This window comes from Thioalkalivibrio sp. ALE14, from assembly GCF_000376845.1.
Classification (GTDB): domain Bacteria; phylum Pseudomonadota; class Gammaproteobacteria; order Ectothiorhodospirales; family Ectothiorhodospiraceae; genus Thioalkalivibrio.
The window spans coordinates 72,102-92,632 of the sequence record NZ_AQXY01000021.1 but is presented as its reverse complement, the minus strand read 5'-3'; the positions used below and the strand labels follow the sequence as shown (position 1 = coordinate 92,632).

Annotated in this window: 19 protein-coding genes, 4 tRNA genes and 2 pseudogenes; 17 read left to right on the top strand and 8 right to left on the bottom strand. The window is 66.3% G+C overall.

From position 1 onward, the window contains the following. The 7 genes and pseudogenes from F572_RS0103310 to F572_RS0103280 all read left to right on the top strand — a co-directional run. On the top strand, positions 1-272 hold a 272-nt coding region (locus tag F572_RS0103310; RefSeq protein ID WP_018158398.1), incomplete at its 5' end, for a transposase. Between the two features lie 6 nt (positions 273-278). Continuing rightward, positions 279-1,052, top strand: a pseudogene (locus F572_RS14720) (phospholipase D-like domain-containing protein); the annotation flags it as partial. A gap of 96 nt (positions 1,053-1,148) precedes the next feature. Next, positions 1,149-1,493 (top strand): hypothetical protein, encoded by a 345-nt coding sequence (locus F572_RS0103300; protein ID WP_017940981.1) that lies wholly within the window; start codon positions 1,149-1,151, stop codon positions 1,491-1,493. Positions 1,494-1,604: 111 nt separating this feature from the next. After that, entirely contained in the window at positions 1,605-1,736 is a 132-nt protein-coding gene (locus tag F572_RS16005) for a hypothetical protein (protein WP_017940982.1), read from the top strand. Between the two features lie 11 nt (positions 1,737-1,747). Then, positions 1,748-4,264, top strand: a complete 2,517-nt coding sequence (locus tag F572_RS0103290; RefSeq protein ID WP_017940983.1) for a heavy metal translocating P-type ATPase — start codon at positions 1,748-1,750, stop codon at positions 4,262-4,264. Then, positions 4,261-5,823, top strand: a complete 1,563-nt coding sequence (locus F572_RS0103285) for a multicopper oxidase family protein (protein ID WP_026142913.1) — start codon at positions 4,261-4,263, stop codon at positions 5,821-5,823. Before F572_RS0103290 ends, F572_RS0103285 begins: the two co-directional genes overlap by 4 nt. A 29-nt stretch (positions 5,824-5,852) precedes the next feature. After that, positions 5,853-6,689 carry a ferritin-like domain-containing protein gene (locus F572_RS0103280; RefSeq protein ID WP_017940985.1) on the top strand — a complete coding sequence of 279 codons (837 nt, stop codon included), beginning with the start codon at positions 5,853-5,855 and terminating at the stop codon, positions 6,687-6,689. A 263-nt stretch (positions 6,690-6,952) separates the two neighbouring features. Here F572_RS0103280 and F572_RS16050 read toward each other — a convergent pair. The 3 genes and pseudogenes from F572_RS16050 to F572_RS0103270 all read right to left on the bottom strand — a co-directional run bounded on the left by F572_RS16050 (position 6,953) and on the right by F572_RS0103270 (position 8,725). Further along, a pseudogene (locus F572_RS16050) lies at positions 6,953-7,139 on the bottom strand (hypothetical protein). A 313-nt stretch (positions 7,140-7,452) separates the two neighbouring features. Then, positions 7,453-8,208 (bottom strand): UDP-2,3-diacylglucosamine diphosphatase, encoded by a 756-nt coding sequence (locus tag F572_RS0103275; protein WP_017941130.1) that lies wholly within the window; start codon positions 8,206-8,208, stop codon positions 7,453-7,455. Between the two features lie 4 nt (positions 8,209-8,212). Beyond that, on the bottom strand, positions 8,213-8,725 hold the full coding sequence (locus tag F572_RS0103270; RefSeq protein ID WP_026142922.1) for a peptidylprolyl isomerase: 513 nt from the start codon (positions 8,723-8,725) through the stop codon (positions 8,213-8,215). A gap of 192 nt (positions 8,726-8,917) precedes the next feature. Between F572_RS0103270 and gltX the strand changes: the two genes are divergently transcribed. Next, the gene (gene gltX, locus F572_RS0103265) at positions 8,918-10,351 is read left to right on the top strand and encodes a glutamate--tRNA ligase (RefSeq protein WP_018158396.1); all 1,434 of its coding nucleotides are present in this window, start codon (positions 8,918-8,920) and stop codon (positions 10,349-10,351) included. 21 nt (positions 10,352-10,372) lie between these two features. Here the strand turns inward: gltX and folD are convergent, their stop codons facing one another. Further along, on the bottom strand, positions 10,373-11,236 hold the full coding sequence (gene folD / locus F572_RS0103260; protein ID WP_017941133.1) for a bifunctional methylenetetrahydrofolate dehydrogenase/methenyltetrahydrofolate cyclohydrolase FolD: 864 nt from the start codon (positions 11,234-11,236) through the stop codon (positions 10,373-10,375). A 106-nt stretch (positions 11,237-11,342) separates the two neighbouring features. Continuing rightward, positions 11,343-12,218, bottom strand: a complete 876-nt coding sequence (locus F572_RS0103255; RefSeq protein ID WP_017941134.1) for a GGDEF domain-containing protein — start codon at positions 12,216-12,218, stop codon at positions 11,343-11,345. Positions 12,219-12,389: 171 nt separating this feature from the next. On the opposite strand from F572_RS0103255, the gene F572_RS0103250 reads away from it, so the two are divergent. The 5 genes from F572_RS0103250 (at position 12,390) to F572_RS0103230 (ending at position 13,459) form a co-directional block, all read left to right on the top strand. Beyond that, a tRNA-Pro gene (locus F572_RS0103250) sits at positions 12,390-12,466 on the top strand. A gap of 67 nt (positions 12,467-12,533) precedes the next feature. Then, positions 12,534-12,610, top strand: a tRNA-Arg gene (locus tag F572_RS0103245). A gap of 40 nt (positions 12,611-12,650) precedes the next feature. Beyond that, a tRNA-His gene (locus F572_RS0103240) sits at positions 12,651-12,726 on the top strand. A gap of 18 nt (positions 12,727-12,744) precedes the next feature. Continuing rightward, positions 12,745-12,820 (top strand) — tRNA-Lys (locus tag F572_RS0103235). Between the two features lie 183 nt (positions 12,821-13,003). Next, the gene (locus tag F572_RS0103230; RefSeq protein ID WP_017941135.1) at positions 13,004-13,459 is read left to right on the top strand and encodes an RT0821/Lpp0805 family surface protein; all 456 of its coding nucleotides are present in this window, start codon (positions 13,004-13,006) and stop codon (positions 13,457-13,459) included. A gap of 93 nt (positions 13,460-13,552) precedes the next feature. Here the strand turns inward: F572_RS0103230 and soxB are convergent, their stop codons facing one another. From soxB to F572_RS0103215, 3 genes are all read right to left on the bottom strand, one after another. Then, the gene (gene soxB, locus F572_RS0103225; RefSeq protein ID WP_017941136.1) at positions 13,553-15,361 is read right to left on the bottom strand and encodes a thiosulfohydrolase SoxB; all 1,809 of its coding nucleotides are present in this window, start codon (positions 15,359-15,361) and stop codon (positions 13,553-13,555) included. Positions 15,362-15,467: 106 nt separating this feature from the next. After that, on the bottom strand, positions 15,468-16,910 hold the full coding sequence (locus tag F572_RS0103220; protein WP_017941137.1) for a M48 family metalloprotease: 1,443 nt from the start codon (positions 16,908-16,910) through the stop codon (positions 15,468-15,470). 55 nt (positions 16,911-16,965) lie between these two features. Beyond that, positions 16,966-17,319, bottom strand: a complete 354-nt coding sequence (locus tag F572_RS0103215) for a hypothetical protein (RefSeq protein ID WP_017941138.1) — start codon at positions 17,317-17,319, stop codon at positions 16,966-16,968. A 194-nt stretch (positions 17,320-17,513) separates the two neighbouring features. Here F572_RS0103215 and F572_RS0103210 point away from each other — a divergent pair, with 194 nt between their 5' ends. From F572_RS0103210 to F572_RS0103195, 4 genes are all read left to right on the top strand, one after another. Continuing rightward, on the top strand, positions 17,514-17,843 hold the full coding sequence (locus tag F572_RS0103210; RefSeq protein WP_017941139.1) for a rhodanese-like domain-containing protein: 330 nt from the start codon (positions 17,514-17,516) through the stop codon (positions 17,841-17,843). Between the two features lie 137 nt (positions 17,844-17,980). Next, the gene (locus F572_RS0103205) at positions 17,981-18,211 is read left to right on the top strand and encodes a sulfurtransferase TusA family protein (RefSeq protein ID WP_017941140.1); all 231 of its coding nucleotides are present in this window, start codon (positions 17,981-17,983) and stop codon (positions 18,209-18,211) included. Positions 18,212-18,399: 188 nt separating this feature from the next. After that, a complete protein-coding gene (locus F572_RS0103200) occupies positions 18,400-19,074 on the top strand; it encodes a 4Fe-4S dicluster domain-containing protein (RefSeq protein WP_017941141.1) in 675 nt (224 codons plus the stop codon). A gap of 43 nt (positions 19,075-19,117) precedes the next feature. Continuing rightward, the gene (locus F572_RS0103195) at positions 19,118-20,524 is read left to right on the top strand and encodes a heterodisulfide reductase-related iron-sulfur binding cluster (RefSeq protein WP_017941142.1); all 1,407 of its coding nucleotides are present in this window, start codon (positions 19,118-19,120) and stop codon (positions 20,522-20,524) included. Positions 20,525-20,531: the final 7 nt, after the last annotated feature.

Genomic DNA, 20,531 nt, shown 5'->3' with positions numbered 1-20,531 from the left:
ACCAGCCGACGGTCGTGGCCGGGCGCAAACCCCAGGATCTTCCCGAATTCCAATGGATCAACACCGTGCTCGGCAACCTCAAGACCAGCCTCAGCGGGAGCTACCATGCATTTGCGTTCGCCAAGTACGCGGCCCGTTACCTCGCGGCATTCGCCTACCGCTTCAACCGACGCTTTGATCTGGCGACGTTGCCGGCGCGACTGCTGGTCGCCGCCGTGCACTGCCGGCCCGTGCCCGAGCGGGTTCTGCGACTAGCTGACTCTCGTTGCTAATCAGGTCGCAAGATCATGGTGGCCGATGGCGAACAGGCCTGGGTCGGCGGGCTGAACGTGGGCGACGAGTACCTGGGCCGCGATCCACAGATCGGACCGTGGCGTGACACCCACCTGCGCATTGCGGGGCCATCCGCGCTCGCGTTGCAGTCGTTGTTCCTGGAGGACTGGCACTGGGCCACCGAGGCGGTGCCCGAGCTGGAATGGAAGCCGGCGACCATGGCGGATGACGGCGTCCCGGTGCTGATCCTGCCCTCCGGTCCGGCGGACGAATTCGAGACCGCCAGCCTAATGATGCAGCAGGCGATCCACTCGGCGGAGCGGCGCATCTGGATTGCCAGCCCGTATTTTGTCCCGGACGAGGGCGTGCAGGGCATGCTCAAGCTGGCCGCCCTCAGTGGTGTGGACGTGCGCGTGCTGATCCCCGAGGTGACCGACAACTGGCTCACCACGCACGCCGCCTATGCCTTCCTGGGGCCGCTGCTGGATGCCGGCGTGCGGGTCTACCGCTACCAGGAGGGCTTCCTGCACGGCAAGGCGTTCGTGGTGGATGACATGGGCGCGGCCGTGGGGACCGTGAACCTGGACAACCGCTCGTTCCGGCTCAATTTCGAAGTCACTGCACTGGTGATGGACCCGGCCTTTGCCAGCGAGACCGCGCGCATGTTCGAGGCCGATTTTGTGCGTTCGCGCGAGATGACCTGGCAGGACGTGGACGACCTGCCGCTGTGGCGTCGCGTGGCCGCGCGGGCCGCTTACCTGCTGGCTCCCGTGCTGTAGCGTTCCGCGCGGTGATCACGTGGCTTGATCTGGGTCATGTGGCCACTCCATGCCGGTGCTCGACTTGTAGCCAGAATACGTTTTCGAGGCCTGCCCGTGTCGCGAGCCCCGCACCACCTGCTGACCCTGCTGATCGCCGCCGCGCTGCTCGTGGCGCCGATCGCCAGTGCGGGGATGGTGCACGGGGAGCCCGGGCCGGGGGTGGCCACCCAGGCCCACTGCCCGGACCAGGATGCGGGCGCGCATTCCGTCGATCCCGTGACCCAGGTCGATGCCTCGCCCTGCGAGCTGCCCTGCGCGGTTTGTGGTGTCTGCGGGGTCTCGGCCCTGCCTTCCAGCGTTACCATGCCGGTCACCGCAGATCCCTCCCGCCTCGTTCCGGGGGCCGTGGCCATCGCCCCTGATACCCGCTCCGGTCCGGACCTGCGCCCGCCTCTCTGAGCCCTCCCCCCCCGCCGGGAATCTGGCCCGGCATCCGGCGATCCACGATCGTCGTTTCGGTGCGCCGTTTCGCGCACCGTGTTTGTATCAATGTCCCGGGAGGACTACATCATGATGAATGAACAAGGTTTTGGCTGGATGGGCGGCATGGGCTTGGGTGGAGGCCTGATCGGGCTGCTCGTCCTGGTGCTCCTGATTCTCGGCATCGCGGCGCTGATCAAGTACCTCTTCGGCAACCGCTGAGGAGTCGTTTGATGAACAAGACCAACAGCGAGGAACCCCCGCGCGAGGCGGTGGTGATCGTACCCGGCATGGGCTCGGACCATTGCGCGGGCATCGTGCGCGCGGCCCTGGAAAAGACCGCGGGCGTGCAGACAGTGAGCACCAACATCGCCCGGCACCGGGTGACCGTCGGCTACGACCCTGATCAGGTGGACCCGCCCGGCCTGCGTGCGGCCGTGGAGGGCGCCGGCTACGACGTCGCGCAGGTGGAGGGCGAGTCGGGCGGCTCCGCGACCGTGCGCCTGGTGGTGCCGGGCATGGGCTCGGACCACTGCGCGGGGATCGTGCGCGGTGCGATCGAGAAGCTGGATGGCATCCAGTCGGTGCGCACCAACATCGGGGACCACCGTGTGACGGTGGAGCCCGCACCTGGCGGTCCCGACGGCGAGGCCCTGCGCGCCGTGGTAGAGGGGGCCGGCTATGACGTGGCGGCGGTGGAGACCGAAGAGCCCGGCAGCGAGGCGGACGACGCCGAGATCGACGCGGCGTATCTGAAGCAGGCCTGGCGCCGGCTGTGGATCGCGATGATCCCGACCATCGCGATCATGGTCCTGATGATGCCGCACATGTTCTGGCAGGAGATCCCCGGCTACCTCCTGATCATCGCGGTACTGGCCTTCCCGGTGGTCTTTATGGCGGGCGGCGCGGCGACGCACCGTTCGTCCTGGCGCGCGCTGAAAAGCGGCAGCCTCAACATGGACGTGCTGATCTCCATGGGCTCGCTGCCACCCTATCTGCTGGGGTTGATCGGCTTCGTCTATCCGATGACCTCGTTCATCGAGATGGCCGCGACCATCATGGCCTTCCACATGCTCGGGCGCTATCTGGAGTACCGCGCGAAGGGCGAGGCCTCCTCCGCAATTCGCAAGCTGCTGGATCTGGGCGCGAAGACCGCCCGGGTCGAGCGCGATGGCGAGGAGGTCGAAGTGCCGGTGAAGTCGCTGAAGATCGGTGACGTGATGATCGTGCGCCCGGGCGAGAAGGTGCCCACCGACGGCGAGGTGGTGACCGGCGAGAGCACCGTGGACGAGTCCATCGCCACCGGCGAGTCGGTCCCGGTGGACAAGGGCGAGGGCGACACCGTGCTGGGCGCGACCCTGAACCAGCAGGGGCGGCTGAAGGTGCGCGCGACCCGCGTCGGGGCCGATACCTTCCTGTCGCAGGTGATCCGGCTGGTCAACGAGGCGCAGGGCTCGCGGGTACCGGTGCAGGAGCTGGCGGATCGCATCACCGCGCGCTTCGTGCCGGCCGTTCTGGTCATCGCACTGGCGGCGTTCGCGGCCTGGCTGGCGTTTTCCGGGGCGCTGCAGCCGGTCCTGATCTGGGGCGAGGGCTTCCTGCCGTGGGTGGACTCCGAGCGTCCCCCGCTGGTGCTGGCGATCCTCGCGGCGATCGCGGTGCTGGTCATTGCCTGCCCCTGTGCGCTGGGGCTGGCCACGCCCACCGCCCTGATGGTCGGCTCCGGCATGGGCGCCGAGCGCGGCGTGCTGATCCGCTCCGGCTCCGCGATCCAGACGCTCAAGGACATTGCGGTGATCGTGCTCGACAAGACCGGCACCATCACCCGCGGGCAGCCGGCACTGACCGATGTCATCCCGGCCGAGGGCTTCGACGAGCCCCGCGTGCTGCGGGCGGCAGCGGCCGTCGAGGCCGGTTCCGCGCACCCACTGGCGGAGGCCATCGTGCAGGGTGCGCGCGACCGCGAACTGGAGATCGCCGAGGTCGACCAGTTCCAGTCGCATACCGCGCGCGGGGTGGAGGCCCGCCTCGACGGGGAGCGGGTCCTGGTCGGCAGCCAGCGGCTGCTGGAGGAACAGGGCCTGGATCCGTCCAGCCTGCTGGAATCGCTGCGGCGATTTGAGGATGCGGGCAAGACGGCGATGCTGGTGGCCATTGGCGACCGGCCGGCCGGCATCGTCGCGGTCGCCGACACGCTCAAGGAGGAGTCGCAGGTCGCCATCGAACAGCTGCATGCCCTGGGCATCCGCTGCGTAATGGTCACCGGCGACAATGAGCGCACCGCGAATGCCGTGGCCGCCCAGGTGGGGATCGACGAGGTCCGTGCCGGGGTGCTGCCGGAGGGCAAGGTCGAGGCCATCCGCGAGCTTCAGGCGCAGTACGGCGCCCACGTGGCGATGGTGGGCGACGGCATCAACGACGCTCCGGCCCTGCAGCAGGCCAATGTCGGCATCGCCATCGGTGCCGGTGCGGATGTGGCCATCGAGGCGGCCGACGTGACCCTGGTGCGCGGCGAACTGACCAAGGTGGTCGAGGCGGTTCAGCTCTCGCGTCTGACCTTCCGCAAGATCGTGCAGAACCTGTTCTGGGCCTGGGGCTACAACTCCGCCGCGATCCCGATCGCCGCGGCCGGCCTGCTGCACCCGATGATCGGTGTAATCGCAATGACCGCCAGCTCGCTCTCGGTGATCGGCAACTCCATCCTGCTGCGCCGGAGCATGCCGGCGCCGCGTTCGCAAGGAGAACAATGATGAAACGCCGTCAGTTTCTTGGGCTGGCCGCCGCGCTGCCCGTAACCACCACGTTTGGTGGCTGGACGCTGTTCAACCATGCGGTGTCCGCTCCGCGTTTCGACAACCCGTTGTTTCTGCCGGGCGCCGATGGACCGTTTGCCGTGCTGGCACCTGACAACCCGTTCACCCTGGTGGCCGAACAGGGGTGGCTGCCGGTGCCGGGACGCGAGGAGACGCCGTTCCTCTGGTACCGCACCCAGGTGAATGGGACCGAGTACCAGAATCCGATCCTGCTGCTGCGCAGCGGCGATGAACTGGACGTGACCCTGGACAACCAGCTCGACGAGGGCACGATCATCCATTGGCATGGCCTGCACGTGCCGGGCCGGGTGGACGGACATCCGATGCAGACGGTAGACCCGGGCCAGCAGTACGAGTACCGGTTCCGGGTCACCAATCGCGGCGGTACTTACTGGTATCACACCCATGCCCATCACCGGACGGCGCGCCAGGCCCACCAGGGGCTGGCGAGCTTCCTGCTGGTGAGCGACGACGACAACGAGGCGCTGAACGAGGCGCTGGGGCTGGAACTCGGCAAGACCGACCTGCCGCTGGTGCTGCAGGACAAGCGCTTCGACCGGCTCGGTCATCTGGTGTACCGACCAAACCCGATGCAGGGGATGATGGGGTATCTCGGCGACGAGGTGCTGGTGAACATGACGCCGGCTGCGACCCATGAGGTGGAGCGGCGCATCCATCGCCTGCGCCTGTTGAACGGTTCCACTGCACGGGTCTACCGCCTGGCCCTGCGCGCGGGCGGGGAGGCCATTCCGTTCCGGGTTATCGGCACGGACGCCGGGCTGCTGGAGTCGCCCCGGGAGGCCCGGGAGGCCTTCCTGGCGCCGGGAGAACGCCTGGAGGTGCTGGTCGACTTCGCCGTGTTGGCCGGCGGCGACCGGGTGGAACTGCACAGCCTGGAATTCGACCCGATGGCCGGCGGCGGCATGATGGGCGGTGGTGGCATGGGCCGAATGATGGGCGGCGGCATGCACGACGGCGACCCGCTCGTACTGCTCGAGTTTGTCGTCCGCGCGGGCGAGGCGACCTCTGCCGAGGTCCCCGGGCGCCTGTCGCGCATCGAGCCCATCGACGTCACCAATGCAGCCGAACGGGATATCCGTCTGGACATGGCACCGATGCAGTGGCGCATCAACGGCGAGGTGTATGATCCGGACCGCGTGCCGATCGAGGTGGATGCCAATACCACCGAGGTATGGTCGATCCGCAATGCCGACCACAGCATGCCGCATCCCATGCATATCCATGGCTTTTCGTTTCAGGTGCTGTCGCGTTCGGGCGGTCCCGACTTCGTGCGCGAACAGGCCGTGAACGAACAGGGGCTGACGGTCGCCGACCTGGGCTGGAAGGACACGGTCCTGCTGTGGCCGGGCGAGACGGTGCGCATCGCGATCGATTTCACGCATGATTACGCAGGAGACCAGCTCTACGTGTTCCACTGCCACAACCTGGAACATGAGGACAACGACATGATGGTGAACGTGCGCGTCCGGGCCTGACCGACGCGCTGGCAAGCGAAAGGGAGCCCATGACGGAACAAGCGCGGCCGCATCCGGCCGTCTATGAAGCGGCAGAGCGCGCGCTGCGCGAGTGCGATCCCCAGGCCAAGTGCGAGCGGGCGCTGGAACTCATGCACGCGTGGTGGGCGGACGAGCTGCAGGGCGGGAACGCCCCGGCGCCGGAACGTATGGAGGTGCCGGGGCGGCCCGAGCAGCCCGTGCTGGTGCACCCGAAGGATCTGCCGCGGCGCGGGTTGCACACCACCGCCGGGCGGGTCGCGCTGGTGCATGCGGTCGCGCATATCGAGTTCAACGCCATCAACCTGGCGCTGGATGCCGTGTACCGCTTTCGCGACATGCCGGCGCCGTTTGTCAGTGACTGGCTGCAGGTCGCGGCGGAGGAAGCACGCCATTTCCGGCTGCTGCGGGCGCGCCTCACCGAACTAGGTGCCGACTATGGTGATCTCCCCGCCCACAACGGGTTGTGGGAGGCGGCGCTGGCGACCGACCACGACGTGATGATCCGCATGGCGCTGGTGCCGCGGGTGCTGGAGGCGCGCGGGCTGGACGTGACGCCCGGGATGATCGAGCGTCTGACCGCGGCGGGTGATCACGCGACCGTGGCGCTGCTGGAGATCATCCAGCGCGAGGAGGTCGCGCACGTGGCCATCGGCACGCGCTGGTTCCGCGAGCTGGCCCGGGCACGGGGGCTCGACCCCGAGCCGCTGTTCCTCGACCTGCTGGCCGAATACATGCCCGGCCGCGTGCGTCCGCCCTTCGCGCATGCTGCGCGCCACGCCGCCGGCTTCACCGAATCCGAGATGGCCCAGCTGGAGGCCCAGGCTGCCGCCGCGACCTCGCTGTAGGATGCCGATGAGCGCAGCGAATCGCATCGATACCGAGCGTTCTCTCGCGTACTAAGGCTGGTTCTGGGTCTGGGTCTGGTTTGTCGTTCGGGTTTACGGTGCCTTCGTCCGGCCGCCTGCCAGGCGCTGACTCGCCAGCGCGCCCCGAGGTACTTCTTTGTGCGAACAAAGAAGTACCCAAGAAAATCGCCCGCAATTCGCCCGGGGACCTTGCTCCGGACGCGCCAGGCCGGCGGCGCTGAACTCGCTACGCTGCGCTTCGCTCAGACATCCAGCGCCTTGATTCCGGCCTGGCACGCCCTCCGCAAGGGGCTCATATCGGGATGGGCAGGTCCAAACAAGCGGTATCCGCGCACTGCTGCCTGACCACGCACATCGCCGCCCGAAAGCCCCCGGCGCCCGCTTCGCGGGCGCGGCACGCAACGGCCGCAGGCCGAGCGTGCCGAAGATGTCCCGAAAACCTAGTCCTCATCCATGAGCACGATTGTCAGACCAGCCGTTGTTTGGGCCTTCCTCCCCGGGGTCGCGGCAGTCGGGCGTGTTTCTTGGGTACTTCTTTGCACGAGCAAAGAAGTACCTCGGGGCGCGCTGGCGAGTCAGCGCCTGGCAGGCGGCCGGACGAAGGCACGTAAACACCGGGCGACGAACCAGGGCCAGCCACCGTATGGCAGGCGGCCGACCGCAGGCACCATAAACACCGGATGAGAACAGGGGCCTAGCCACGGACACGACAAGGCGGGCTCGCCGTGAGGAATGCAGGAGTTCAGGCGTGCAGCAGGTGCGCCGGGTAGGGCGCGCCGTCCAGCTGGCGCAGGACCGGACCGGTCGCGTCGATCTCCAGGTATCCCGGGTGTTCGTCCCAGGCGGGCAGGACGCAGCGCTGGCGGGGCTGGCCGTCGACGGTCAGTTCGTGGATGGCCGGGCGGTGGGTGTGGCCGTGGATCATCAGCGGGACGTCGGCATCGCGGAAGACGTCGGCAACCGCGGCGTCGTTCACGTCCATGATCGCGGCGGCCTTCATCTGGCTGTTGTCACGGCTGGTGGCGCGCATGTGCTCGGCCTGGCGGATGCGTTCTTCCAATGGATGACGCAGGAAGTCCCGTTGCCACTCGCCGCTACGCACCTGCTGGCGAAAGGCCATGTGCTCCGTGTCGTCGGTGCACAGGGAGTCGCCGTGCAGGAGCACGGCGGGTCCGCAGGGCAGGGCGGCGTGCAGGGGTTCGGGGGCGAGCTGCATCCCGGCGCGCGCGGCGAAGGCCTCACCCACAAGAAAATCCCGGTTGCCATGGATGAAGGCGACCGGGATGTCCAGTGACTTGAGGGCGGTGGCGAGGCGTTCGGCGGCGGGAAAGCCGGCATCGTCGCCGACCCAGTACTCGAACAGGTCGCCGAGGATGTACAGCGCGGAGGCGGTGCGCGCCGGGCCCTCCAGAAACGCGAGCACGGCATCCAGCAGGGGGCCGGGTTCGCGGTCCAGGTGCAGGTCGGAGATGACCAGGGCCGGCGCGGTGGCACCCACGGGATTAGTCGACGCGCTTGACGCTTTCCATCACGACCGGCTCCTGCGGCACGTCCTGATGCATGCCGGAGCGACTGGTGGGCACGCCCTCGATCTGGCGCACGACGTCCATGCCTTCGCTGACCTTGCCGAACACGGTATAGCCCCAGCCCTGGGCGTTCGGCGCGGTGTGGTTGAGGAAGTCGTTGTCGTTCACGTTGATGAAGAACTGCGCGGTGGCCGAGTGCGGGTCCTGGGTGCGCGCCATGGAGATTGCGCCGACCTCGTTCTTCAGGCCGTTGTCCGCCTCGTTGCGGATCGGCTCGCCGGTGGACTTCTGGCTCATGTTCTTGTCGAAGCCGCCGCCCTGGACCATGAAGCCCGGGATCACGCGGTGGAAGATGGTGCCGTCGTAGAAGCCGTCATCGACGTAGGACAGGAAGTTGGCAACCGTCTCCGGGGCGGCCTCGGCGTTGAGTTCCAGCACGATGCGGCCGTGGTTGGTTTCGATCGCGACCTGCGGGTTGGTATCGGCCATGGGGGCTCCTGAAAGCAGTAGGGCAAGAAGGGCGGTGGCCAGCACGATGCCGAGCCGGATACGGATGCGCTGCATGGGTCTGACCTCCGGGAAATTTGAGTTGGGCATGGTACCCGCCACCGGCGGGGCCTGCCAGCACGCCGGTTGGGTGTGGGGGCGTGGCGCTGGTGAGCCCGCGGGCGCTCCGCTACCATGCGCGCGATGACGAACACGATGACCCGAACCCGTTTCGCCCCCAGCCCCACTGGCCTGCTGCACCTGGGCAATGTACGCACGGCGTTGTTCAGCGCGCTGCTGGCCCGGTCACGCAGGGGGCATTTCCTGCTCCGCATCGAGGATACCGACGCCGAGCGCTCGCGACCGGAGTTTGTCGAGGCGTTGCAGCGCGACCTGCGCTGGCTGGGGCTGGACTGGGACGAGGGCTTTGGTGCTGGCGGCGATGCAGGACCCTATGCGCAGTCCGAACGCGGCGAGCTCTACGCGGGCTATTACCGGCAGTTGATCGACCAGGGGCTGGCCTATCCGTGCTTTTGCTCGCCTGCCGAACTGGAACGGGGGCGCAAGCGCATGCGCGCCCAGGGCAAGCCGCCGCGCTATCCCGGGACCTGCGCCCACCTGAGCGCGGACGAGGTGGCGCGGCGCGAGTCCGAGGGGCAGAAGCCGACGCTGCGCTTTCGCGTACCGCTGGGCCGCACGATCCGTTTCGAGGACGGGGTGCGCGGACCGGTCAGCTTCCGCACTGACGAGATCGGCGATTTCGTGATCCGTCGCTCCGACGGCACGCCGGCCTTTTTCTTTTCCAACGCGATCGACGATGCCCTGATGGGTGTGACCGACGTGGTGCGCGGCGAGGACCATATTGCCAACACCCCGCGGCAGATGCTGCTGCTGGAGGCGCTGGGTCTGGAGGTGCCGGCGTACCACCACCTGCCGCTGGTGATGGGGCAGGACGGCGCGCCGCTGTCCAAACGCAATGGCTCCGCGAGCGTGGAGGAGCTGCGCGCGGATGGCTATCTGCCGCTGGCGATTCTGAATCACCTGGCGCGGCTCGGGCATCGCTTCGAGTCGGACGAGCTGCTCTCCTCCGAGGCCCTGGCGGCCGGTTTCAGCCCCGAACGTATCGGGCACAGCGCGGCCCGGCACGACCCGCAGCAGCTGGAACACTGGCAGTCGGAGGCCCTGCGCGGCCTGCCGGACGAGGCGCTGCAGGCCTATCTGGAGGCGGCCGGCGTGCTGGATGGGGTCGCCGCCGGGGAGCGCCCGGCACTGGCGCGCCTGCTGCGTGACAACATCAGCCGGGCGGCCGAGGCGCCGGTGTGGGTCGCGGCGTTCGCGGACGATCCGATGCCGTACAGCGACAGTGCCCGCGACGAGCTGGTGGGGGCCGGGTCGGAGTTTTATGGCGCGGCGCTGGCGGCATTGGACGATGCCGGGGATTTTCCGGCGCTGGCCAAGGCCGTGGGTGCCGCGACGGGTGCCAAGGGGCGCAAGCTGTTCATGCCGTTGCGCGCGGCCCTGTCCGGCCAGACCTATGGCCCGGAGTTGCCGCGGATCTGGGAGTACCTGGGACGCGAGCGAGTGCGGGCTCGGCTGCGGGCCGCGCAAGAGATCGCCGCGGCCGGTTGAGATTCCTTCCGGGGCGAGGCGTCAGGCGGCCTCGTGGGTCCCGAAGGCGCGGGCGCGCAGGGTGTTGTCCAGCAGCATGGCGACGGTCATCGGGCCGACGCCACCCGGCACGGGCGTGATCCAGGCGGCCTTCTCGGCGGCGGCGTCGAACTCCACGTCGCCGGTCAGCGTGCCGTCGTCACGGCGATTGATGCCGATGTCGATGACTGTCGCCCCCGGTTTGATCCAGTCGCCCTTCACCAGGCCCGGTTTGCCCACCGCTGCCACGACGATGTCGGACTGGCGCGCGATCGCGGCGGTGTCCGGCGTGAAGCGGTGGCAGATGGTCGGGGTCGCGCCGGCCAGCAGCAGTTCCAGGGCCATCGGGCGCCCGACGATGTTGGAGGCGCCGATCACGCAGGCCGTACGGCCCTTGAACGGTTCCTCGATGTGCCGCAGCAGCTGGATGACACCCCAGGGCGTGCACGGGCGCAGGCGCGGCACGCGCGCCACCAGGCGGCCCACGTTGTACGGGTGGAAGCCGTCCACGTCCTTGGCCGGGGAGATGCGCTCGATCACCGTTTCCGGGTCGATGTGGTCGGGCAGGGGGAGCTGGACCAGGATGCCGTCGATGGTGCGGTCGGCATTGAGCTGATCGATCAGCGCCAGCAGGTCGGTCTGCGGGGTGCCGGCCGGCAGGTCGTAGGAGTGCGAGACCACGCCGACCTGCTCGCAGGCCTTGCGCTTGTTGCGGACATAGACCTCGGAGGCCGGGTTGGTCCCGACCAGCACCACGGCGAGACCCGGCGGACGCAGGTCGCGGGCGGTCATGGATTCGATCTCGGTCGCGATCCGTGCGCGGTGGCTTTGTCCGATCGCGCGTCCGTCGATGAGCTGGGCCGTCATGGGTTCTCGCCTTGGAAGGGATGCTCGCGATCTTCCCACGGCGGGGACGGACGCTCAAGCCGCCTCGGCGGGGAACCCGGTCCGCCCGCGGACGCCGGAGGGTTGCCTACAGGGCGGCTGACAGGCCGGTGGCAGCGGGGCTGGCCTCGCAGCGGTTGCGCCCGTCCTGCTTGGCCCGGTAGAGCGCGTCGTCGGCGCGGGCGATCAGGGTCTCGGCGGTGTCAACGGATTGCGGATCGTTGGAGAGGCTGGCGATGCCGACACTAACCGTCACCGTCAGGTTGTCCGGGGCGCAGGGCGGGGCGGCCTGGTGGCCGGTCAGGGTGATGGGGGTGCCGGCGATGGTGTCGCGCAACTTTTCCCCCAGGGTCATTGCCGACTCGAGATCGGTGTGCGGGGCGATGATGATGAATTCTTCCCCGCCGAAACGCGCGGCCAGGTCGGAGCGCCGCAGCACCATCCGCACGCGGTCGGCGAGGGTGGTCAGGATGTAGTCGCCGACCAGGTGGCCGAGGCGGTCGTTGATCGGCTTGAACTGGTCGATGTCCAGCATCACTACGGAGAGGGGCTGGCCGTACCGCCGCGCGCGAGAGACTTCCTCGTCAAGCCGGCGGTCCATATGCCGTCGGTTGAACAAGCCGGTCAGAGGGTCGGTGATTGATTCATGTTCCAGCCGCGTGATGCGGCGAATTTTTTCCACGGAACTGTGGGTCAGGGCGACGACGGTACAGACGAAGCACCCGCCCAGCAGGAAGATCACCGGGACGAGGAGGTCCGGCAGGCCTTGATAGTGGCCCCAGTTCAAGGGAATGTAGCCGAAGTAGGCTAGGGTGAATACCGGGACCAGGAGGGTCATCGTCTTCCAGCCCGTGCGGACGCGGCTCTCCGGAAGCTCGCGCAGCAGTTGGGCGAGCTTCCACTGGGCATAGAGGAGGCCTGTTGCCCCCAGCACGATGGCCGTACTGGCTACCCAATTGAGCATCCGTCTTCCCCTGCGTCGCGGCCTTGCGAACGTGTGGTTCTGACGTTATCACGAGTGGCAGGCCGATAGTGCTCACCCGGTCCGAATTTCCACCTTTATCTTGACCGGGGCCCCGCGCCGGGGCTACCATCCTGCGCTCGCTGTGTAGGCCCTTTTGCGGGGACGGCTCGACGGGGTATAGCGCAGTCTGGTAGCGCGCCTGCTTTGGGAGCAGGATGTCGGGGGTTCGAATCCCTCTACCCCGACCATGGCTCCCGGCCAAGGCTTGCAGGCAGGCCCGAATCAGGCAGCATGGCCCCAATGCTCGGCGGTAACGCGCTCGTAGCTCAACCGGATAGAGCATCGGCCTTCTAAGCCGACGGTTGCAGGTTCGAGTCCTGCCGGGCGCGCCAGAGCCGCCCTTCGCGCAAGTAGCTGTACAGTGACACGGTGGTGACCGTAGCTCAGTTGGTAGAGTCCCGGATTGTGACTCCGGTTGTCGTGGGTTCGAGTCCCATCGGTCACCCCATCCCCTTTCTTGTATCGGGGGCCGTTAGCTCAATTGGTAGAGCAGTGGACTCTTAATCCATTGGTTGTAGGTTCGATTCCTACACGGCCCACCATTTCTTTTCCTTTTTCGGTGACTTCCCGACAAGCTTCGCTGCAGACGGCGTATCCCTTCGGTGTGTCTGGCACCTGGGTGAGCACGGGCTCGGGCTTTGGTTTCACCTTCCATTCAGTTCCGCGGGCGTAGCCTGTTGGCGTGTTCGCGGATCGAGGCGGCTTGTGCCGTCGGGAGGTTGAAGATGAAGGGCAGAATCCTTTTGACGCTGGTGCTGGTGGGTTCGGTGACCTGGCTGGCGGGGTGCCAGACGATCAGCAAGCAGCAGACCGGGGCCTTGATCGGGGGCGCGGCCGGTGGCGCGCTTGGCAGCCAGATCGGGGGCGGGCGCGGGCGTACCGCGGCCATCATTGCCGGGACTCTGGCGGGCGCGGCGGTTGGCGGTTCCGTGGGGCGCAGCATGGACGATGTGGACCGGATGCGCGTGTCGCGCACGCTGGAGACCGTACCGGATCGGCAGAGCTCGACCTGGCGCAACCCGAACACCGGGCGTCAGTACCAGGCGACGCCCACCCGGACCTACCGTTCCTCGGGACAGGACTGTCGCGAGTACCAGGTGCAGGCCACGATGGACGGATACCCCGAGACGATTACCGGGACCGCCTGTCGCGATGCCAGTGGGCGCTGGGTGAACGTGTAGGAACGGCCGCAAGGTCGGGATGCGAGCACAAAAAAGCCCCGCATGAGCGGGGCTTTCTCGTTCCGGGACGGACCCGGATGGGGTGCGAGCCGATCAGGACCTGCGGTACATGTCCTCGGTGGTCGGGATGAAACCGAGGTTGTCCTCGCCTATGCCCTTGATCTTCGGTTCGTTGAGGTCGCTGATACGCACGTTGCCGTCCTGGCTGCGCAGGTAATCGGCGACGCCGTCCCAGATGTCGACCCCGACACCGCCGGGAACGCTCTCCTGCACGCTGGCCCAGCCCGCCACGACGTATTCCTTGTCGGCGTCCAGTTTCCGTCCGTCCAGTTCCATCTCGGAGATGCGGTTGCCGATCTCGGCGGTCGGGTCGATGGCGTACTTCAGGCCGCCGACGCGGACCATGTCCCCACCCTGCTGATAGAACGGGTCGGCGTTGTAGAGGTTGTCCGCCACGTCTTCCAGGATGTCCTTGATCTGGGCCCCGGTGAAGGTGTTGCGGGTCATCTCCGGATAGGTCAGGCCGGTCTGGTCCATCACGTGCTCGAAGGTGATCGGCATGCCCGGCAGCACCGTGGTGCCCCAGCGGAAGCCCGGGGAGAAGGAGATCTGGGCATCGTTGTATTCGATCAGACCATCGCAGATCAGCTGGTCGAAGGTGCCGTTGAAGTTGCCGCGGCGGTAGAGCAGGTCGTCGGTGACGGCCAGTTCTTCGGACAGCTTGTCCTCCATGTTGAAGGTCTCGCCCTTCCAGGTGACCTCGCTGTTGCGCATGTTGTGGATGAACGAGGCCATCGCGGGATCTTCCGGCAGCATCTCGGCGAACACTGGCACCAGGCGGTATTCCCAGTCCTTGATCGCGCCGTCGCGGAAGTCGAAGTCCAGCACACCGACGAACTTGGCATTGGAGCCGGCGTTGGTGACCAGGCAGGTCCCGCCGTCGGGGCGCTCCACTGGCAGGGGCTGCGGGACGGCGTCGTGCGTATGGCCGCCCATGATGGCGTCCAGGCCCTCGACCATGCCGGCCATCTTGATGTCGACGTCCATGCCGTTGTGCGACAAGGCGACGACGATCTCGGCACCCTCGGCGCGCGCGTCGTTAACGGTCTCCTGCATGTCGTCCGGGCGGATGCCGAAGGACCACTGCTCGACCATCCAGCGCGGGTTGGCAATCGGGGTGTAGGGGAAGGCCTGACCCACAACGGCCACGTTCACGCCGTTCATCTCGCGGATCACGTACGGCTTGAAGATGCGGTCACCCCAGTCCACGTCGCGCACGTTCTGGGCGACGAAGTCGATGCCGGCATCGGCGAAGTCGCCATTGACGACCTCTTCGACGCGGTCGGCCCCATAGGTGAATTCCCAGTGCCCGGTAGCAATATCGATGCCCAGCAGCTTCTGTGCATCGACCATGTCCTGCGCGTTGGTCCACAGCGCGGAGCCGGAACCGCCGCCCCAGGTATCGCCGCCGTCGAGCAGCAGGGCGTTGGGCCGGGAGTCACGCAGCTTGTTGACCAGGGTCTTCAGATGCGCGAAGCCACCGACGCGACCGTACTGTTCGGCGGCCTCCATGAAGTTCAGGTTGGTGTAGGCGTGCGCGTAGATGCTGTTCCGGTCGATGTCGTAGTGCTTCAGGAAGTGTTCGCCCACGATGTGCGGAGGGCGGTTGCGCATGTTGGCCACGCCGAGGTTCATGTTCGGCTCGCGGAAGTAGATCGGCTTCAGCTGGGCATGGCAGTCGGTGTAGTGCAGCAGATGCACGTTGCCGAAGCGATCCAGGGTGTCATACGGGTCACCCGCGGTACCGCCCTTGTTGTTGCTGCAGGCGGTCGTGCCCAGGGGGAAACCGGCGGCGCTGGCGGCGGCCAGCAACTGCATGAATTCTCGGCGTGAGATGTGCATGAGGAATCCTACCTCTCTGTTCCGGGTTGATGGGGAGTGACAGTAAAGAATGTGTTGCGACGCGGATTAGACGATCCGTCGTTGGAGCGCATTCCCTTGCGGGCGGCTATCGTCGCCCTTCGCGGGCCTCGCGCGCGGTCTCGCGCGCCGAGTCGCGCTTGTCCTCGATACGCTGGCGGTCCCGCTCGCTGGCATCCGAGGCGTCCATGGCGGCCTCGAACTGACGTACCGCCTCTTCGTACTGGGCGCGGTGGAAGAAGTATTCGGCCATGGCCTCGCGACTGATTGCAATATACCCCGCCGCGTCCGCGATGTCGGCCTGCAGGCGCAGGAGCTCCGGGTTGGGGGCGGACTCCTGCCGGATCATGTCGGACAGGATGCGAATCGCGCGGTCGGGCTGGTCGAGGTCGCGGTGAACGCGGGCCAGCCGTTCGCGGATCACGGGATGGCCGGGGTATACCGCGTCCAGATCCTGCAGGCGTTCCAGCGCCTGTTTGTGCTGACCCTCCTCGCGGAGCAGCGCGGCGAAGGCGAGTTCAAGGGTCAGCCCGGGGGCGTCCTTGGCGTCAATACGCTCGAGCTGTTCCCGGGCGCGGCCGGCCTCGCCCCGTTCAAGATGCGCCACTGCCGCACCGTAGCGCTGTGAAGGGGAGGGGGAGTCGGTCGCGCGGAAGCGTTGCAGGGTGCGGCGCGGGTCCTTCAGGGCCTGTACCCGCGCCTGCATCCACTGGAACTCGGGCCCGCGTTCGCGGGTGTCGGTGGCGGCCATCTGGCTGGCCCGGTTGCGGGCATCGGTGATGCGGTCGAGGGTTACCGGGTGGGTGCGCAGGTATTCCGGGACCTGGTCGCCGACCCCGCGTGAGAGCTCCTGGAGACGTTCGAAGAAGTCGGCCATCGCGTGGGGGTCGAAGCCGGTGCCCTGGAGGATCTGCATTCCGGCGCGGTCCGCCTCGGCCTCGTTGGCACGGGTAAAGTTGATCTGCTGCTGGATCCCGCCGGCCACGCCCCCGGTAATGACGGCCGAGCCCAGTGTGGGATCCACCGCCGACGCGAGGATGCCGGCGAGGATCGCGAGCCCGGTGGTGAAGTTGATTTCGCGCCCGCGGGCAAACATGCGCGCAAGGTGACGCTGGGTCACGTGGGCGATCTCGTGCGCCATGACGGCCGCGAGTTCCGCCTCGTCGCGGACCTCGAGCATCAGTCCGGCATGGATCCCGATGATCCCCCCGGGCATGGCGAAGGCGTTGACCTGGTCGTTGTCGATGGTCAGAAAGTAGAACGGGCCGTCCGCGCTGGGGGCATTCGCCAGTAGCTGGCGCCCCAGCGAGTCGACATAGAAGACGACTTCCGGATCGGTCACCAGAGGCGCGGTGCGCCGCACCTCGCGCAACAGCGAGCGACCGAGTTCGCGTTCTTCCGCAGGGGTCAGTACACCCCCGGAGGCTTCGCCCAGATCGGGCAGGGAAACACCGCTTGCTTGGGCGGGCGGGGCCGCCAGACTCGCGAGCACCAGGACGCTGGCGAGCAGGAAATGAAGTAGTGCATGCATGCCGCGAGGGCCGGCGGGCGCCGGCCCCCTCATGCGGTCATGCCGGGGGGCGTGATTACTTGCCAAGCCCCGGGGCCGACGAATAGGTGCGCATGCTGTCACGGGTTTCCCACAGCTTCGGCTTCAGCATCGCCTCGGGGACCATGAACTTCTTGCGGTCCAGAACCTTGTGGGTCCGGACCTTCTTGATGATGTCGTCATAGCTCATCTTGAACAGCAGACCGACATCACCACCGGAGGTCCGGCGCGCGATCATGTAGTTGTCCTGCATGTCGTGCACGTAGATGTTGGCGGGGCGCAGCTTGCCGTTTTCGTCTTTCAGCGTGACGGCGTAATGGCCGTCCACCTGGAATTCGCTCTTGTCCACCGGGATATCCTCCGCGAAGCAATGAAGCTGATCAGTATGCATCAGCGTTTTCTTAAGCGGGAGCGACCATAGCAGAAGTTTTTGCCGCGGGCGACCATCCACCCGGCGGCAGTTGGTCTTGTTTGCATTTGTGCCGGGTTTCGCTATGCTCCGCGCCCACTCATGTGCCGTCCGCACCATTCGGCGGCTCTCGCGAGAGTACGGCTTTTACGAGTAAAGGACACCCGGAGCGCAGCGTGTACGGATTTACCGAGATCACCCCGGACGAACTGGAACAGTGGCGCAACGAAGGCAAGACCTTTCGCCTCCTCGACGTGCGCTCGCCAGGCGAGACCGGCCGCGGCGTTATTCCGGGCGCCGAGTTGATCCCGCTGGCGACCTTGCCGATGCGCAAGGACGAGTTCACCGGCGACGATACGCCCCTGGTGATTTACTGCCAGAGCGGGGCGCGGTCCGCCCAGGCCTGTGCGTTCCTTGCGCAGCAGGGTGTGGACACCGCAAACAACCTGCGCGGCGGCATTGTAGGCTGGGCACAGACGGGCAAGCCGGTGGTAAGCCCGGATTAGAATTCGGTTGTATTCCGATTCCGTTTCGCCTATAAGGGGGAATTCGGTAGGTAATCGTTCGATCGTGGCTGCCGCGTTCAGGCCCCGATCCGGACTGCAGTACCCGACTGATAAAACGCACTCAAAGGAGAGAAACGATGGCCAACTTTGACCAAGAACTCGATGCTTCCGGCCTGAACTGCCCGCTGCCCATTCTGCGCGCCAAGAAGGCGCTCGCCGCGATGGACGCCGGCCAGGTTCTGCACATCATCGCCACCGACCCGGGCGCCGTGAAGGACTTCCAGGCCTTCGCCAAGCAGACCGGCAACGAGCTGATGGAACACAAGGAAGAAGGCGGCAAGTTCTACTTCCTCGTGAAGAAGGCCTGAAGCGTTTCAAACGCTTGATTCGGGGCGGCAATCCGCAAGGGTTGGCCGCCCCGAATCCTGAATAACGACGGTTGCCATGCGGTAACTGGATTGGTGCCTGGACGAGGTCTAGGCTGGCTGCGCAAGGTTCACAAGAAACCTGCATCGCCTAAAGCGAAGAGGTGTGAGATATGGCGACATACGCTGAGATGCAGCAAATCTTCGACGATATTCGCGGGGATTTTCGCTACGACCACGAGCTTAACGGCTGCCTGAACTGCGGGATCTGCACGGCCACGTGCCCGTCCGCCCAGTTCTACGATTACTCGCCGCGCGAGATCGTGCAGCTGCTCTGGACCGAAAACGTCGAGCAGATCTACGACGCGATGCAGGAAAAGATCTGGGCCTGCGCCCAGTGCATGACCTGCGCGGCGCGCTGCCCGTTCAAGAACTCCCCCGGTGGCCTGGTCGCGATCATGCGCGAAGTGGCCATCAAGCACGAGATGCAGTCCGCCAAGGACGTCCTCCGTCCGTTCGGCCGCGTCATGCTCAAGCTGATCACCACGGGCAACCAGCTGTCGCCCGACATGATCCAGCCCGATCACTTCCCCGACTGGGGTCCCAACATCCAGAAGGTGGAAGGCGACCTGCGCATCCTGCGCAAGGCGATTCCGGTGAAGACGCTGCAGACGGTCGAGACCGCCTGGGAAGTGTCCCTGAAGACTTCGGTCGAGATGTACACCATCTGGGAAATGACCGGGGTCCTGAAGTCCCTCGAGCTGATGGACGAGAACCTCTTCGACGTGATCGAAGACTTCATCGACGAGAAGCGCGAGGACTACGAAGACTGGCTCGAGGAGCAGGAAGAGGAAGACGACGAGTAATTCGTCGCCCGACTCCCGCATCCAAGACATCAGGAGAAGCGTTATGAGTGAACAGACCCCAGGCAACCACAACCAGAACGGCGAAGGTGCCGGTGCTGGCACCATGAAGCCCGGTTACCACAACACCGACGGCCAGGGCATCGCCGGCCACGGCTCTTTCTTCCAGTCGACCGACCTGTCGAAGGAAGACGCGGTCAAGGCCACCGACTGGGTGCGCAAGCACGTCGACCGCCGCACCATCGACCTCGGCGACCGCATGGACGACGTCCGCGAGCACATGTACGAGCTCGAGAAGGACGGCCAGCTCATCATCCACCGCATCGGGGATGACCACGAGCCGGCCACGGTGAACACCCTGTTCGGCTGGGAAAAGAAGGTCCCGACCAAGCAGCTGTGGCATCACAAGTCCTGTGGCCAGTGCGGCAACATTCCGGGCTATCCGACCTCGCTGCTGTGGTTCATGAACAAGTTCGGCTTCGAGCCGGGCAAGGACTACCTGGACGAGACCGACCAGACCTCCTGCACCGCGTGGAACTATCACGGCTCCGGTATCGGGAACGTCGAGTCGCTCGCCGCTGTATTCCTGCGCAACTTCCACCAGGCGTACGTCTCCGGCAAGCAGCACGGCCACGAGCTGGGTCATTTCTTCCCGCTGGTGCATTGCGGCACATCCTTCGGTAACTACAAGGAGATCCGCAAGTACCTGGTCGAATCCGCCGAGCTGCGCGAGAAGGTCACCAAGATCCTCGGCAAGCTGGGGCGCCTGGTCGACGGCAAGCTGGTCATCCCGGAAGAGATCATCCACTACTCCGAGTGGGTGCACGTGATGCGTAACCGCATCGCCTCCGAGCTGCAGACCATCGACGTGTCCAACATCCGCACCACCGCCCACGTGGCCTGCCATTACTACAAGATGGTCCACGAGGACGCGGTGTACGATCCGTCCGTGCTGGGCGGCAACCGTACCGCGATCATTACCTCCACCGCCCAGGCTCTGGGTGCGCAGGTGATCGACTACTCCACCTGGTACGACTGCTGCGGCTTCGGCTTCCGCCACATCATCTCCGAGCGTGAATTCACCCGCTCGTTCACGATGGATCGCAAGATCCGCGTGGCCCGCGAGGAAGCCAACGCCGACGTGATGCTGGCCAACGACACCGGCTGTGTCACGACGATGGACAAGAACCAGTGGATCGGTAAGGCCCACAACCAGAACTTCCAGATTCCGATCATGGCGGAAGTCCAGTTCGCGGCCCTGGCCTGCGGCGCGGACCCGTTCAAGATCGTCCAGCTCCAGTGGCACGCGTCGCCCTGCGAGGATCTGGTCGAGAAGATGGGCATGTCCTGGTCCGAGGCCAAGAAGACTTTCCAGGAATACCTGAAGGAAGTCGAGGCCGGCAATATCGAATACCTCTACAATCCTGAACTCGCTTACGGGGGCAAGGTCTGATGCAGCA